This window comes from Thermomicrobium sp. 4228-Ro (assembly GCF_026241205.1).
GTDB lineage: Bacteria > Chloroflexota > Chloroflexia > Thermomicrobiales > Thermomicrobiaceae > Thermomicrobium.
This window is the reverse complement of sequence record NZ_JAPFQM010000006.1, coordinates 159,621-174,365: the sequence shown is the minus strand read 5'-3', so window position 1 is coordinate 174,365 and position 14,745 is coordinate 159,621. Positions and strand designations below refer to the sequence as shown.

The following is a 14,745-nucleotide window of genomic DNA, read 5'->3' as shown; positions in this document are numbered from 1 at the left end:
TGCGGAGGTGAGACGATGTTCACGCTCGCGATCAGGCGTGACGATTGGTCGTTGCACCGGAAAGGGGCGATCGACCAGGCGCGCCACATGGAGAAGGTGAAAGAGGCGATCAAGCGGAACCTCGCGGATATCGTGAGCGAGCAGTCGATCATCACCTCCGATGGGAAACGCATCGTGCGGGTGCCGATCCGGGTGCTCGAGGAGTACCGGTTCCGGTTCGATCCGGAAGCGGGGAGGCAGGTCGGACAGGGCTCCGGCGGCACCAAGGTGGGTGACGTCATCGGGCGAACGGGTGGGAGCAGTGGCCCGGGTGCCGGACCACAAGCTGGCGACGAACCCGGCATCGACTACTACGAGGCCGAACTGACGATCGACGAACTGGGCGAGCTGATCTTCGAGGACCTGGAGTTACCGAACCTGGAGGAAAAGCGGCTCCGCGAGCTGGAGTCAGAAACGGTTCGCTTTACCGATATCCGGAAGCACGGACCGTTGGCGAATTTGGACAAGCGCCGGACGTTGCGCGAAAACCTGCGGCGAAACGCCTGGCGTGGCCAGCCGCGGATCGGTGACTTCGCGAACGAGGACCTCCGTTTCAAGACGTGGGAACGCGATATCAAGCGCGAATCGAACGCCGTCGTGATCGCGATGATGGACGTTTCTGGATCGATGGGAACGTTCGAGAAGTACGTGTCGCGGGCGTTCTACTACTGGATGGTGCGTTTCCTGCGCACGAAGTACGACCATGTGGATATCCGCTTCATCGCGCATCACGCGGAAGCGAAGGAAGTGAGCGAAGAAGAGTTCTTCACTCGGGGGGAGAGCGGTGGCACGCGGGCGAGTACGGCGTACGAACTCGCGCTCCAGCTCATCCGCGAGCACTATCCGCCGGACTCGTGGAACATCTATCCGTTCCACTTTTCGGACGGTGACAACTGGCCGTCGGACAACGACCGGTGTCGCGAACTCGCCGAAGAGTTGCTGCGTTGCGTCAACCTATTCGGCTACGGTGAGATCCGGCAAGGGCGGTACACCTACCACAGCACGCTCATGCATACCTTGCAGCGGATCGGGAGTCCGAAGCTCGTCACGGTGACGATCAGCGACAAGGCCGACGTCTACCAGGCGCTCCGTCGTTTCTTCGGTCCCGAGGTCGGGCAGGAGGTGGCTCGTGCCTGAGATGACGGCTGGCGCTCTCCGCGAGCTGGAGCGGCGGATCGAGCAGGTCTGGACGATCGGGGAGCGGCTCGGCCTCCGTCCGCTGCCGGTCCATTTCGAGATCGTTCCTGCGACTGTCCTGTACGAGATCGGTGCTTATGGTTTGCCAGGCCGTTTTTCGCACTGGACCCACGGGAAGGCCTACCAGATCCAGAAGACGCTGTACGACTACGGCCTCAGTAAAATCTACGAACTGGTCATCAACAGTGACCCGTGCTATGCGTTCTTGCTCGAGACCAATACCGTGCTCCAGAACACCCTGGTGACTGCACACGTGATGGCGCATGCGGACTTTTTCGCGAACAATGCTTACTTCGTGCAGACACGCCGGGACATGGTCGACATCGCCGCGCTCCACGCTGAGCGAATCGAGCGTTACGAGTTCGAGCACGGGAAGGCGGAAGTCGAACGCCTGCTCGACGCTGTCCTGGCGATCCAGGAGCACGTCGATCCGAGTGTCCCGGACGGAACCAAACTGGACTCGAGCGTACGGTCGCGCCGAATGCAATCGCCCTACGACGATCTCTGGGCGCTGGACGACCGTCAGTCAGGAGGGCGGCAGGACGAGGAGCACGTCACGAAGCGGTCGACCTTGACGCCGCCGGAACCGGTACGAGATCTCCTCTGGTTCATTCATGAATACTCGCCGGTACTCGAGGACTGGGAACGCGACGTCGTCGCGATCGTGCGGAGCGAGATGCTGTACTTCCTTCCGCAGATCCGGACGAAGGTGCTGAACGAGGGGTGGGCAACGCGCTGGCACGCACGGATCATGCGAGAACTCGATCTCACGCCGGAGGAACACGTCGAGTTTGCACGCCTCCATGCGGCAGTCGTGCAGCCGACGGGACGGCGCCTGAACCCCTATGCGCTCGGGTACGCTCTGCTCTGCGATATCGAACGGCGATACGGTGCCGAGCACCTCTTTCTGGTTCGGGAAGTCGAGTCCGACGTGTCGCTCATCCGGAACTACCTCACCGAAGAGCTGGTCGACGAGCTGGACTTGTATCTGTACGAGCGACGCGGGGACGAACTGGTCGTCGTCGACAAGGACTGGGAAGCGGTGCGGGAACGTCTGGTCAGCGAACTCGGGGGGAATCACATTCCCGTTATCGTCGTCGAGGACGGCGACTATCTCGGGAATCGTGAGCTGTATCTCCGGCACATCTGGGACGGCCGGAAGCTCGATCTTCCCTGGGCGGAAAAGACGCTGGAGCACGTCTTCCGCCTCTGGGGGCGTCGCGTCTGGTTGGAGACGCGGACGGACGATGGTACCGAGCCGCTCCGGCTCAGCTATCACGCCCGCGAGGGACACCGGCGGCATCGCTGACCAGGGCGAGCTGAGGAGCAACGCCAGCTACTCTCAGGCTGGCCCCCAGAGGAGGAGACCGACAACGGTGCCAGCGGCGAGAAACGTGCCGTACGGCAAGTAGGTCATCCGGCCAGCCCGGCGCAGTGCCAGGAGGTAGGTCGCGGCGAGTGCTGCGAGAACCATCCCGAGAAGAAGTGTCGGTAAGACACGCATCACCCCGACCATCGCACCGATGAGCGCGGCGAGCAGGATGTCGCCGCTTCCGAGCGCCGCCCGGCGGTACAGCAGCCAGCCAAGCCCGTAGAAGACGGCGAACACTGCTGCGGCACTGGTCATACCGGTGACTGCGAGCAAAAAGGTGCGAAGCGAGGTGACCAGAGCGAGCAACAGCGTAAAGATAAGTGTCGGTACGATCGTGACGAGGTAGATGAGATGATGGGCCCAGTCGATGCGCGCGATCAGGAAGAGCAGCAGTACGAAGAGCGACACGCGGAAGACATCGAGAGCGTCGGCGAAAAAGCGTAGCCAGACGAGAGCGAGTGTTGCAGCTGTCAGCAGTTGCACGGTGAGCTGAGTACGAGGGACAGCACGGCATGACGAGCATCGGCGGGGAAGGAACCAACTCCAGCGAGGTCGGTCGGCACCGCAGCCTGGGCAGGATGATCGGACGAGGAATGGTTCGCCACTGGGCAGACGCAGGGCAGTCAATTCGATCAGTCCGCCGAGCAGGAACCCGGCCAGTGTGACGAACGGTAGCATGATCAGTAACGACGCGGACATCGGTCGCTCCGTGCGGTCGGCGGCCTCATCCACCTTCCGGGGCGTACCCGGGTACAGCTTAGGGGAGCCGGTGCGACGAGCGATTCACCCGTTCGTCCCGAATCGCTGCGCGCGAGCTTCCTGTGCTGCTTGGAACATGATCTCGAACGGCGGGTCCACACCGAACCACAGACGAAACGATTCGGCTCCTTGCGCGACGAGCATCTCGAGGCCGTCCAGCGTCGGCAGGTTGCGAGCCCGAGCAGCGATGAGGAGCGGTGTCTCGCGGTAGGTGAGATCGTAGACGAGTGCGTGGGCTGGGAGGAGGTCGAGCCACTCGACCGGTATGGGGCTCGCGGCACCGTCCCAACCGATGCTCGTGGCGTTGACCAGGAGATCAGTCGCGGGGAGGACATCCGTGAGGACGGGAGCGAGGGGCAGCGCGCGGCCGATACCGAACTCGCTGACGAGCGCTTCGGCGCGCTGGAGCGTCCGGTTGGCGACGACGAGGGAACGACAGCCGTGCTCGGCCAGTGCGACGATGACGGCCCGGGCTGCACCACCAGCACCGAGCACGACGATGCGGGCATCGGCGATCGGGAGGGAGCGGCGGACGAGCGGGAAGAGAAATCCTGGAATGTCGGTATTTTCGCCGATGAGCTGGCTGTCGCGGTTGAGGATCGTATTGACAGCTCCGGCGCGCTGGGCACGCGGGGCAAGCCGGTCGACGGCACGGGCAACTGCCTCCTTGTGCGGTACCGTGACATTCGCGCCGATGATGTCGGGGGAGCGCAGCATGATGATCCGGTCAGCGAGTCGATCGGGTGGCGTCGGCCACAGTTCGTAGCGTGCTGGAATGCCGATGGCATCGAGGGCCGCTTGCTGAAAGATTGGCGACAGGCTGTGCTCGACCGGATAGCCGATGAGACCGAGACGCATCGCATCACCCGCCGTGCTGTTCCCGGATATTCCGGACGTGCTCCTCGTAGGTGCGCGCGAAGACATGCGCGCCACTGCCGTCACCGCGCGTCACGAAGTACAGGTAATCGGTCTGGGCTGGTGAGAGTGCGGCCTCGATGGCGGCCAGCCCTGGGTTGCAGATCGGTCCGGGCGGGAGACCAGCGGTCCGGTACGTGTTGTACGGGCTGTCGACTGTCGCGAGATCGGGGACGCTGGCCAAGCTCGGCCACCAGTTGTCCTTCGAACCGAGCGCGTATTGGACGGTCGGATCAGCCTGCAGGGGCATGTTTTCCCGCAGGCGGTTGTAGAAGACCGAGGCGATGACCGGGCGCTCCTCCGGCACGGCTGCCTCGCGCTCGACGATGGAGGCGATGATCAGGACCTGATAGAACGGGCGACCGAGCTGCTCCGCCTGTGCCCGCATTTCGGCGGGAACGCGCTGATCGAAAGTATCGAGAAGGGTTCGCACGATCTCTTCTGGTGTCGCATCGGTACGAAACTCGTAGGTATCGGGGAACAAGAAACCCTCGATCCGCTGGTTGGGGAGCAGGTCGGCCAGGAATGGGTACCGGGCTTGCCAGCGACCTGCGTCGAGTACCTCGAGGAACTGCTGTGGGTCGGAGAGGATCCCGACCCGGACGAGTTCGTCGGCGTACTGCTCAGCACGCCAGCCCTCGAGAAAGCGGACACGCACCGTTTGCACTCCCGGTGCCGTTGTGAGCGTCTGGATGATCTGATTGACCGACATACCGGTATAGAGGACGAAGCGACCGGCGCGGATTCGGGTATCCGCATTACTGAGGCGGACGCGTAGCTTGAAATACGTCGGAGAACGAATCAGGCCCGCCTCATGGAGCCGTTCGGCAATCGAATCCACCGACTCGTCTGGCTCGACCTGGAAGACGACCGGCTGACCGGCTGGGCTCGCCGAGGCTTCCAGCTGCGTGACGAGCGCGCGCTGAGCAGCAACGACGATGACCGCTGCGAGCACGAAGACGACAGCGATTTTGAGTCCCTGTATCATGACACGGAGCACGAACACCCGCCTCCCGCTGGTGCGGTGCTGGACGTAAGAGATACGCACAACCGGCGGTCAGTCTACCAGGGGTGCAACGCGATGGACAAGCCAAAACCGGTTGTCGCGATCGTCGGACCGACTGCGGTGGGGAAGACTGCGACCGCGATCCGGTTGGCGTTGGAGTTCGACGGCGAAGTCGTGTCGGTGGATTCACGGTATTTCTACCGTGGGATGGACATCGGGACAGACAAGCCATCGGTCGAGGAACGACAGGGGGTGCCGCATCATCTGATCGACATATTGGATCCGCGCGATGAGTACTCGCTGGCACTGTTCCAGCGCGATGCGCGACGGGCTATCGAGGAGATCCAGTCGCGCGGCAGGCTGCCGCTCGTCACTGGGGGAACGCCGCTGTACCTCCGCGCGCTGTTAGAGGGCTGGAGGATTCCCCCGGCACCCCCGAATCCCGAGCTGCGGGCGCAGTTGGAATTGCGGGCACGCGAGGAGAGACCGGAGGTCTTGCACCGAGAACTCGCGCTCGTCGATCCCGCAGCAGCTGCGCGGATTCCGCCCAGCAATGTCCGACGAGTGATCCGGGCTCTCGAGGTCTTCATGACGACGGGCCGGCCAATGTCCGAGCTGGAAGGCAAGGAACCACCGGATTGGTGCGTGCTGTGGATCGGGCTCACCATGCCTCGCGAGGAGCTCTATCGCCGGATCGACGAGCGGGTCGAGCGACAGATCGCGCGCGGACTCGTCGAAGAAGTGCAGCGCCTCTTGCGCGAGGGGGTTCCGGCGACGGCGCCCGCCATGACCGCACTGGGATACCGGCAAATCGTGGCCTACCTGGAAGGAAGGACGACATTGGAGGAGGCGATCGCGCGGATCAAATACGACACCCATCGCTACGCGCGACACCAGATGACATGGTTGCGTCGACTGAAGCAGATCGAGTGGTACGACGTGACGACGGACGGGTGGTACGACGCAGTACGCGAGCGGGTACGAACGTTCCTGGACGAGGAAACCGGCTGGACGCAAGCTGACGTACATCGTAACGGAGGAGGAAGAACGAGAGCGCCTCGCGCGTGAGGAGGAGGCACGGAAGCGGCCAGATGGCCGCTTCCGTGTTTCAGACCGTGGGTGCGGACGGCTGGCTGCTGGACTGGGTGCGGAGAACCATATCACTGCCCTCGCCGTGTGGTGGGTAGGCCGCTCGGTTCCGGGTGCGCGCTGTTCGATCATGCTGCTGGAGGGGCTGTCGTCGTTACTGCACCATGACGGAGCGAGACGGAAGTGTCTCTTCTCAGCACGGCCAGGCACGCTGGCTCAGGGTACGGGCGGGTTCGACGAGGCAACACTCGGGAGACAATCGGTGAGCGGTGCGTACGGTGGTCGGCCGGCGGACCCGCGGAGCAGGCTGGGTGAGGAACGATGACCCAAGAAACGTACGGAGAGCGAGATTTTGCCCGGACAGATGACCTGCGAGTCGTGCACGAGCGGCTTCTCAGCTGGTACGCGGCGAACGCTCGTGATCTGCCCTGGCGCCGGACACGCGATCCCTACCGGATCCTGGTCAGCGAGGTGATGTTGCAGCAGACGCAAGTCGAGCGCGTGATCCCGGCGTACGAGGCGTTCTTGTCCCGCTTCCCGACGATCGAGCATCTGGCTGCCGCGCCGCTCGCGGAGGTCATCGCCGCCTGGGGCGGGCTCGGCTACAACCGACGCGCGGTGTATCTCTGGCGGGCGGCACGCCAGATCGTGGAGCAGCACGGCGGGGAGTTTCCGCGCGACCGGCGGCAACTGGAAGAGCTCCCAGGAGTTGGCCGGTACACCGCAGGCGCAGTGCTCTGCTTCGCCTTCGGTCAGCCGGTGGCGTTCTGGGATACCAACATCGCGCGTGTACTCACGCGGATCTTCCTCGGTCCGGATCATTCTCCTCGTCGCCGTGATCTCGATGCGCTCGCTGAGCGTGTGCTGCCCCTCGATCGCGCCTACGAGTGGAACCAGGCCCTGATGGAGCTGGGAGCGCGTGTTTGCACCAGCCGGAGTCCTCGATGCGAACAGTGTCCAGTGCGAGCGGTCTGTCGTTCGGTCGGTACGGTGGGAATGGTACGCCGGCGGAGCGAGCGGTTCGCTGGTTCGCGCCGGTATTACCGGGGGCGGATCGTCGCTGCACTGCGCCGTTTGCCAGCGGGGGTGTCGCTGCACGCATTGCGTGAACTCGTGGGCGATCCTGACTCGGCGGGAGGGGAACTCGCGCTCGAGGAACTGGTGGAGGGCCTCGCCCGCGATGGGCTGGTGGAAGTGCGCGAAGAAGGCGGTGAGTACTTCGTGCGATTGCCGGGGAAGCCGGCTGACTAAGGAGACATATGTGGCAGCAGCGCCGAGTCACGCGAGAGTTCGATGCGAGTCAAAGGGAGTGCCGACGGTCGGTGAAGCTGCCGGGTGCGGGACGGTGAGCCGCGATACGGTCAGGTCGGTGTCGCTGTTCGAAAAGCGAACGAGCCCAAGGTAGGTGGAAATGACCCCCTACCATGCTCGAATGAACGATCGGCCGACTCGTGAAGGGATGCGCAAAGTCGGTACGGGATGGTAGGATAGGGGGCGGGAGCGTTACGTCCGACATCCTGGTGCGGGAGGAGCGACACGTGGCGAAGGGACAGACGAGCCGGGCAGTCGTCGAAGAGCGGGTGGAGGCGGCAGCAGTCTCGCAGCCGCTTTTCGGGTACGAGTTCCGGTACGGCTGGGGATTCCTGGCGTTCGTGACGTTCGTCGGGATCAATGTTCTCGGGCTGATCATCTGGATGATCATCGCGATCAATTCGCCGACGATCCATCCCTGGTCGTAGGGGACAAGCTCGCTCGACAACAGCGAGCCAACCGGGGGCGTCAGCACCCCCGGTTGGCTTTTCCTTGCGTCCGCGGTCAGGAGATGCCCGTCTGTTGCTGGCGGAGCAGAGCGGCGACTTTCAGCGGGAGGCCGAAGAGATTGATGAAGCCCTCCGCGTCACGCTGGTCATAAATCGCGTCGGCCCCGAAGGTCGCCAGCTCCATGCTGTAGAGGCTGTAGGGCGATCGTCGTCCAGTTGGGATGCAGTTGCCCTTGTAGAGGGTAAGGCGCACTTCACCGGTCACGGTTCGCTGGGTGACATCGACGAAGGCATCGAGCGCCTCGCGGAGCGGTGTGTACCAGAGGCCGTAGTAGACCAGCTCTGCGTACTTCAAGGCGAGCATATCTTTGAAGTGCATCGTTTCGCGGTCGAGCGTGAGATGCTCCAGCTCCTTGTGTGCCACAGACAGGATCGTCGCACCAGGCTGCTCGTAGACACCGCGTGACTTCATGCCGACGAGACGGTTCTCGACCAGGTCGATCCGACCGATGCCATGGCGACCGCCGAGCTCATTGAGGCGCTCCATGAGGGACACCGGTGGGAGGCGTTCGCCATTCAGGCTGACGGGATATCCCTGCTCGAAACCGACGACGATCTCCTCCGGTCGGTCGGGAGCGGCCTGTGGACTGGTCGTGATCTGGTAGACCCGCTCGTTGGGTGCCTGCCAGGGATCCTCGAGTTCACCACCCTCGTGCGAGAGATGCCAGAGGTTCTGGTCGCGGCTATAGATGTTCTCCTTGGACTGCGAGACCGGAATACCGCGCGAGGCAGCGTACTCCAGCAACGCCTCACGCCCGGAGAGATCCCACTCGCGCCAGGGGGCGATGACCGTCAACTCGGGGGCGAGGGCTTTGTAGGTCAGTTCGAAACGAACCTGGTCGTTGCCCTTGCCGGTGCAGCCGTGGGCGACGGCATCGGCGCCCTCGCGCTTGGCGATCTCGACCTGGTACTTGGCGATGAGGGGGCGAGCGAAGCTCGTGCCGAGGAGATACTTGCGCTCGTAGACAGCGCCGGAACGGAGTACCGGGAAGGCATACTGGGTGAGGAATTCCTCCTTGAGATCGAGAACGTACGCCTTAGAGGCGCCGGTTGCCAGCGCCTTAGCCTCGACACCGGAGAGGTCCTCGCCCTGGCCGATATCAGCTGTCACCGTAATGACTTCGCAGTCGTAGGTCTCCTTGATCCACTTCAAAATGACGGACGTATCGAGTCCGCCGGAGTAGGCGAGAACGACCTTGTTGACTTTCTTCTTGGACACGCTGTGCTCCTCCCTGATCGAACCGTCGACAACACGCTGCTTCAGGAGACCGAGGCGGTGACTTCCGGCCTGGCGCGACCGGGCAGATGGACGAGCACAGCGCACCCTCCCCACCGAGACCGCTTCTTTCCGAGGCGAGGGTAGCAGGAGGGGAAAACGGCGTCAAGCGCCGTTCGATTCCAGGGAGCTGCCGACACCCTCCCAGGAACGAAGACCACCATGTCTCCGCCAGGCGTCAAAAAATGATTGCCCTGGCATGCTGTACTGGTGTTTCGCTGACTGAGGCCAAACGCTTTTCGAGCGCTCGGGATCTTTGCAGCGAGACCGATAAACCTGGCCGAAGGGTTTTCTCCCGGGGCCACGAGCGGTGAGTGCTGAGCTGGTGCGGCCGAGGCGTGTCTCGACTTCGTCCCCTGATCACCATCGCTCGGCGCGATGCCTCGCGCACGTGGTGGAGGGGTGAGTGCTCGCCAGCCGGTTCGCATGAAGTCAGGCGTGCGGCCGGTGAGCGAGACGATACGGTCGGCGAGCAGCTAGGATACTGCGCAGGCAGCGCGAGGCTGCCGCTGGGAAGGGGAATCGGGATGCGGGGTGCGTGGCGTCTCGTACTCGCGCTCGTTTTGGCTTGGGGAGCTGTACTGCCGATTCACGCCCAGGAGCAGGAGCCGTCGTGGCGGCAACTGGCACTCCTCGATCGGCATCGCAGGCTCTGGCTCGCATCGTCCGATGGCGCTGCACCGGTCGCGGCACTCGAAGGACTCGAGGTCACGGCCGTCGAGTGGTCGCCCGAGGGTGGGCGGCTCGCTTTCACGGCGATGCAGGACGGGCGATCGGTCGTCGGGATAGCTACGACCGGCGCGCAGCCGGCGGCGCGCGTGCTGGACACGGCGACTACGATCGCCTGGTCGGGTGATGGTCGCTGGCTGGCGTGGAGCGACGGTAGCCGCGTGGTGATCGCGAGCCGGGAGGGCGAACCGCTCCGCACCGTTGCCGTAGCTGCCCGCCGTCTCGCCTGGTCGCTCGATGGGCGGTGGCTGGCGTTCACGCGCGCGACCGATGCGGTACCGTCCAGCTCGTGCCCGGTCGAGGATGTCGGTTGGATCGAGGTGGCGAGTGGTGGGGTTACGGTGAACGATCGAGCGGTGGGACACCTCACCTGGGTCACGACGGGGGGTGATGCCGAGCGACCACGGCTCGTGTACACGAGTGCGGCGGACGCGCGGCTGCGCTGGGCCGATCCGGGGACTGGCGCGACGGGGATCCTGTGGGATGGACTGGTGGCGAGTTGTCGTGCACCGCTCCTTACCTCGGGTGACGGACAGTGGGTCGGCTTCCTGGCGGCTGATAGCGGTGGGGACGATCTGGTGCTGATCAACCTCGTGACGGGCGAGGCGCGGCGTCTCCCTGATCTCCCGCTGGGCTATCCAGGGCTCGCATTACCGACGGTGTATCTGTGGCTCGATCCGCTGGCGCGCTTCCTCTACGCGAGCCGGAGTTTCCCGACAGTCGTCACACGCATCGATCTCGTTACTGGCGAGCGGACGACGGCAGCGAACGATCCGGGCATCCTGGTCGCAATTTCCCCGCAAGGGGAGCGGCTGGCGTTCGTGCGCAATGTTCCCGGTAAGCCCCCAGTGCTGGTGATCGTGGAACCGGCGAGCGGACGGAGGGAAACGCTGGAAGGCTTCGGTTGGGCAGCCTGGGAGCCGAGTCCGTACCAGCCGATCGTCTTCAGTGCCTGGCAGCGGACGTGGGAGCGGGAAGATCGGCCGGTCGCCGCAGGGTTGGTGGAGCGGAGCTGGACGTGGGGGCCGCGACCGATCCGTGTGACGGTCGAGCCGTATCGCGATGCGCCGGGTGGGCGGCGTGCCGTCGTGTATTGGGATAAAGCGCGCATGGAGGTCACAGCGCTCGCGGGCGACCGCGGGACACGCTGGTACGTGACCACCGGTCTCCTCGTGAAGGAACTGATCACCGGGCAGGTACAGCTGGGTGATGCGACGTTCGAGCAGCGTGAGCCGGCTGCGATCCCGGTCGCGGGTGACCGAGACGATCCGACGGGGCCGACATACGCGACGTTCCGCGAACTTCTCGCCGCTCCACCACTGTCGGAAGGAAGCGAGATCCGCTGGCGACTGCACCGCGATGGGACGGTGACCGAGGACGGGCCGGGGGGCGTCTCGGTCGCCGTGGTCATCCCGGAAACGAACCATGCGATCGCCGACGTGTTCTGGGAGTTCTTGCAGAGCGAGGGGCCAGTCTGGGGCGAAGCGGGCGCGACCCACGGTCGGCTCTTCGAGCCGCTGTTCTTCGCGACGGGACTACCGATCACCGAACCGTATTGGGCGACAGTGAAAGTCGCGGGCGAATTCCGCGACGTCCTCGTGCAATGCTTCGAGCGACGCTGCTTGACGTATACGCCGAGCAATCCGGCCGGTTGGCGAGTGGAGATGGGGAATGTGGGGCAGCACTATCTCGCATGGCGTGACCAGGAGTGAGCGAGTGCTCCAGCCTCCACAGGTGACTGCTGCTGCGCCGCAGGGTGTGTGGGTCGTGATCGTCAACTACAACACCGCTCACCTGCTCGAGCGATGCTTGACGGCGCTCCGGGCGAGCACGCTGGATCGGCCGTGCACGGTATTCGTCGTCGATAACGGGTCGCACGACGGGTCGGTAGCGCTGGTGCGGGAGCGGTTTCCCGAGGCCGTGCTGCTCGAAACCGGCGCGAATGTGGGGTTCGCTCGCGCGAACAATGTGGCACTGCGGCGTGTTCTGGCACTGGTACCGGATCGCGCGCGACGCGCGCACGCTGTCCTGCTGTTGAACTCGGACTGCTTCGTCGAGCCGGAAACGATCCAGCGACTGGTGACGGTGCTGGAGCGCGAGCCGGATGTGGCGATCGTCGGGCCGAAGCTGGTGTTGCCGGACGGGCGGCTCGATCTGGCATGCCGGCGCAGCTTCCCGACACCGGGCACGGCGTTGTGGAAACTGACGGGGCTGGCACGGCTGTTCCCGCGCAGCCGCTGGTTCGCACGCTACAACCTGACGTATCGTGACCCCGACGAACCGCTCGAGGTGGATGCAGTGAGCGGGGCATGCATGCTGGTGCGACTGCAGGCCGTGGTGGAGGCCGGTCTGCTGGACGAGGCTTTTTTCATGTACGGTGAGGATCTCGACTGGGCGTATCGGATCAAGCAGCGTGGCTGGCGCGTGCGCTACGAGCCGTCGGCACGAGCCGTCCATGTCAAGGGTGGCTCGTGGGGGCGACGCGACCCGCGGATTCTGTGGGAGTTCTACCGGGCGATGGCACTGTTCTATCGTCGCCACTACGCGGCTCACCAGCCGGTTCTGCTTCGCTGGCTGGTGTACGCTGGGATCGGGATGCGGTTCAGTGTCGCGCTGGTGGGGCTTGCTGTGCGGCGGTTCGTCCGTTAACGCCCGCGGTCAGTCGAGTGCCTGGTCGACTTCATCGCGCGTGCGCTCGAGCGCCCAGGCGAGTTCCTCGCGTTCCCGAACCGCCTGGGAGTCGATCACGAGTTCGTCCTCGACGAGGACGACGAGGTAGGTGTCGAGAGCGAGGGCTGCGAACTGGATTTCTGGATAACGAGCGGTCAGTGCATCGGCACAGTCCTGATCGCAGGCGACGAAGACCGGTGAGCCGCCGAGTACAGCAGGCGAATCGAGGCTCCAGAGGACGAGGCCGGCCTCCGCGGTGACGAGTTCGCCGCACTGGTCGCAGCGGGCTGCCGGGACGAACCCTTCGGGACGGAGATCCATGACGAATGGCATACGACCGCAACTCCCTGGCACCGAACTGGTGCACGTGAGCGAGGATAGCACGGCGGTCGTGGAGGGTGCGGCGCGGTGGCCGAGAGCGTCTTGCGTCTGATCCTCGCCGGACTCGTGGCGACGATTCTGCTGACGGTCGTCTTGCGCGGCAGTCAACTGTTCGGACTGACGCGTATGGATTTGCCCCTGATCCTGGGGCTGTGGGTGACCGACGATCGAGAACGGGCGAAATTCGTCGGTGTCTTCGCGCACATCCTGGTCGGTTGGCCGGTCGCGGCCGTCTATGCGGGTGTGTTCTGGTTGCTCGGAGGCGCGTCCTGGTGGCTGGGGGCACTGGTGGGACTGGTTCATGCGTTGTTCGTGCTGCTCGTGGTCTTGCCAGGCTTACCGGGAGTGCACCCGCGGATGGCGAGCGAGGGTACAGGGCCGGATCCGACACGGCATCTCCAACCGCCCGGACTGGCCGGGCTCAACTACGGGCGACAGACGGCAGTGGCGACGGTCATCGGGCATGTCGTGTACGGGATCGTTCTGGGCATCTTGCTCCGCACGTGACCTCAGTGCGCAGCAGCGCGAAGCGGCTTCCGCGACGTGGTCGCCTCCTCCAAGGCGAGCGCAGCACTGATGAGGCCGATATGACTGAATGCCTGCGGGAAGTTGCCGAGGTGCTCGCCAGTGGCAGGATCGATCTCCTCGGCGTACAGACCGACGTCATTGGCGCGATGGAGGAGGCGCTCGAATCGGTCGTAGGCTTCGTCGAGGCGGCCGATGCGAGCCAGCGCCTCGACGAGCCAGAAGGAGCAGATGACGAAAGCTCCTTCCGGCCCAATGAGACCGTCCGGCCGGTGGTAGCGATAGACGAGGTCGTCGACAGTGAGTTCGCGTCGTACGCTATCCACGGTGCCGATCACCCAGGGATGCGTCGGCGAGAGGAAGGCGTCCTGGAGGGCGAGCCAGAGGAGGGACGCGTCCGCTCCGCCGCCGGGTACGGCGACGAACGCGTTCCGGGTAGGATCGACTCCGTACGTGACGAGCCAGCGCTCGATCTCGGCAGCGGCGCGGCGGTAGCGGTGGAGCGGGAGGTGCACGCCGTCCTGCACCGCGAGACGCTCGAGATGACGCCGGCCGACGAGTGCCATGACCTTGGAGTGGACGTGATGGACACGGCCGGAACGGACTTCCCAGATGCCGTCGTCCGGTTCGTGCCACCGGTGAACGATGACATCGGCAAGGCCACGAAGGAAACGGTAGTTGTCGCGGTCGAGCGGGCGACCGAACGCACGATAACGCGCGAAGGCATCGATGACTTCACCGTAGACATCGAGCTGGAACTGCTGCGAGGCCTGGTTCCCGACACGGACGGGACGACTGCTCCGGTAGCCGTCGAGGTCGACGAGCAGGTGCTCCGGGATATGCGGCTCACCGTGGAGGGTATAGACGACTTGCAGTTCCGGCTGAGTAAGACGCGTAGCGTAGAGGATCCAATCGACGAATGCGTCGGCTTCCTCATGGAAGCCCAGACCGAGGAGCGAGCGAACGG

The 14,745-nt window shown here is 64.4% G+C and carries 14 protein-coding genes; 8 read left to right on the top strand and 6 right to left on the bottom strand.

The window, feature by feature from the left end; translation table 11 throughout:
• Positions 1-15: 15 nt before the first annotated feature.
• Both yhbH and OO015_RS10350 read left to right on the top strand, forming a co-directional pair.
• Entirely contained in the window at positions 16-1,176 is a 1,161-nt protein-coding gene (gene yhbH, locus OO015_RS10355) for a sporulation protein YhbH (RefSeq protein WP_265941186.1), read from the top strand.
• Between the two features lies 1 nt (position 1,177).
• A complete protein-coding gene (locus tag OO015_RS10350; protein WP_265942070.1) occupies positions 1,178-2,545 on the top strand; it encodes a SpoVR family protein in 1,368 nt (455 codons plus the stop codon).
• Between the two features lie 33 nt (positions 2,546-2,578).
• Here the strand turns inward: OO015_RS10350 and OO015_RS10345 are convergent, their stop codons facing one another.
• The 3 genes from OO015_RS10345 to mltG form a co-directional block, all read right to left on the bottom strand.
• Positions 2,579-3,307, bottom strand: a complete 729-nt coding sequence (locus OO015_RS10345) for a prepilin peptidase (RefSeq protein ID WP_265941185.1) — start codon at positions 3,305-3,307, stop codon at positions 2,579-2,581.
• An 84-nt stretch (positions 3,308-3,391) separates the two neighbouring features.
• A complete protein-coding gene (gene aroE / locus OO015_RS10340; RefSeq protein WP_265941184.1) occupies positions 3,392-4,225 on the bottom strand; it encodes a shikimate dehydrogenase in 834 nt (277 codons plus the stop codon).
• Positions 4,226-4,229: 4 nt separating this feature from the next.
• On the bottom strand, positions 4,230-5,282 hold the full coding sequence (gene mltG / locus OO015_RS10335) for an endolytic transglycosylase MltG (RefSeq protein ID WP_265941183.1): 1,053 nt from the start codon (positions 5,280-5,282) through the stop codon (positions 4,230-4,232).
• Between the two features lie 81 nt (positions 5,283-5,363).
• On the opposite strand from mltG, the gene miaA reads away from it, so the two are divergent.
• From miaA to OO015_RS10320, 3 genes are all read left to right on the top strand, one after another.
• Entirely contained in the window at positions 5,364-6,356 is a 993-nt protein-coding gene (miaA, locus tag OO015_RS10330) for a tRNA (adenosine(37)-N6)-dimethylallyltransferase MiaA (RefSeq protein ID WP_265941182.1), read from the top strand.
• Positions 6,357-6,698: 342 nt separating this feature from the next.
• Positions 6,699-7,628, top strand: coding sequence for an A/G-specific adenine glycosylase (locus OO015_RS10325; protein WP_265941181.1), 930 nt, complete (start codon positions 6,699-6,701; stop codon positions 7,626-7,628).
• A gap of 287 nt (positions 7,629-7,915) precedes the next feature.
• Positions 7,916-8,116: a hypothetical protein gene (locus tag OO015_RS10320; RefSeq protein ID WP_265941180.1), complete on the top strand. Its 201-nt coding sequence runs from the start codon at positions 7,916-7,918 to the stop codon at positions 8,114-8,116.
• Between the two features lie 76 nt (positions 8,117-8,192).
• Here OO015_RS10320 and OO015_RS10315 read toward each other — a convergent pair whose 3' ends face one another.
• Entirely contained in the window at positions 8,193-9,416 is a 1,224-nt protein-coding gene (locus OO015_RS10315) for an argininosuccinate synthase (protein WP_265941179.1), read from the bottom strand.
• 584 nt (positions 9,417-10,000) lie between these two features.
• On the opposite strand from OO015_RS10315, the gene OO015_RS10310 reads away from it, so the two are divergent.
• Both OO015_RS10310 and OO015_RS10305 read left to right on the top strand, forming a co-directional pair.
• Entirely contained in the window at positions 10,001-11,914 is a 1,914-nt protein-coding gene (locus tag OO015_RS10310) for a peptidase domain-containing protein (RefSeq protein WP_265941178.1), read from the top strand.
• Positions 11,915-11,918: 4 nt separating this feature from the next.
• Positions 11,919-12,851, top strand: coding sequence for a glycosyltransferase family 2 protein (locus OO015_RS10305; protein WP_265941177.1), 933 nt, complete (start codon positions 11,919-11,921; stop codon positions 12,849-12,851).
• A 9-nt stretch (positions 12,852-12,860) separates the two neighbouring features.
• Here OO015_RS10305 and OO015_RS10300 read toward each other — a convergent pair whose 3' ends face one another.
• Positions 12,861-13,205 (bottom strand): hypothetical protein, encoded by a 345-nt coding sequence (locus OO015_RS10300; RefSeq protein WP_265941176.1) that lies wholly within the window; start codon positions 13,203-13,205, stop codon positions 12,861-12,863.
• A gap of 75 nt (positions 13,206-13,280) precedes the next feature.
• Here OO015_RS10300 and OO015_RS10295 point away from each other — a divergent pair, with 75 nt between their 5' ends.
• On the top strand, positions 13,281-13,760 hold the full coding sequence (locus OO015_RS10295) for a hypothetical protein (protein ID WP_265941175.1): 480 nt from the start codon (positions 13,281-13,283) through the stop codon (positions 13,758-13,760).
• Between the two features lie 2 nt (positions 13,761-13,762).
• Here the strand turns inward: OO015_RS10295 and OO015_RS10290 are convergent, their stop codons facing one another.
• The gene (locus tag OO015_RS10290; RefSeq protein WP_265942068.1) at positions 13,763-14,725 is read right to left on the bottom strand and encodes a glycoside hydrolase family 15 protein; all 963 of its coding nucleotides are present in this window, start codon (positions 14,723-14,725) and stop codon (positions 13,763-13,765) included.
• Between the last annotated feature and the right edge of the window lie 20 nt (positions 14,726-14,745).